This is a genomic window from Streptomyces sp. URMC 123 (assembly GCF_051386515.1).
Classification (GTDB): Bacteria; Actinomycetota; Actinomycetes; order Streptomycetales; family Streptomycetaceae; genus Streptomyces.
Genome location: NZ_JBPQTV010000703.1, coordinates 1 through 493, shown reverse-complemented (window position 1 = coordinate 493; position 493 = coordinate 1). Strand labels below are relative to the sequence as shown.

Genomic DNA, 493 nt, shown 5'->3' with positions numbered 1-493 from the left:
GGCCGCCGGCTTCGGCAGGGACCGGCTGGCCTCGACCGTGGACCGGTCCCTCGTCCCCATCGCCGGCATCCTGCTGATCGTGGGCGCCGGCGGCGGCTTCAAGCAGACGCTGATCGACATCGGCGTCGGCCGGATGATCCTCGACTTCTCCCAGGACTGGTCGATCCCCGCGCTGCTGCTGGCCTGGCTGATCGCCGTCGGCATCCGGCTCGCCACGGGCTCGGCCACGGTGGCCACGATCTCGGCGGCCGGGCTCGTCGCCCCTCTGGCCGCCGACATGAGCACCTCCCATGTGGCGCTGATGGTGCTGGCCATCGGCGCGGGCTCGCTCTTCTTCAGCCATGTGAACGACGCGGGGTTCTGGATGGTGAAGGAGTACTTCGGGATGACCGTCGGCCAGACGATCAAGAGCTGGTCGGTGATGGAGACCATCGTCTCGGTGGTCTCGCTGGTCTTCGTCCTGCTGCTGTCGCTGGTGCTGTAGCCGGCGGCG

Annotated in this window: 1 protein-coding gene; it reads left to right on the top strand. The window is 69.0% G+C overall.

Annotation, left to right across the window (positions count from 1 at the left end; translation table 11 throughout):
• The coding region (locus ACSNOD_RS31715; protein WP_436770519.1) for a GntP family permease at positions 1 to 484 on the top strand (484 nt) is incomplete at its 5' end.
• Positions 485 to 493: the final 9 nt, after the last annotated feature.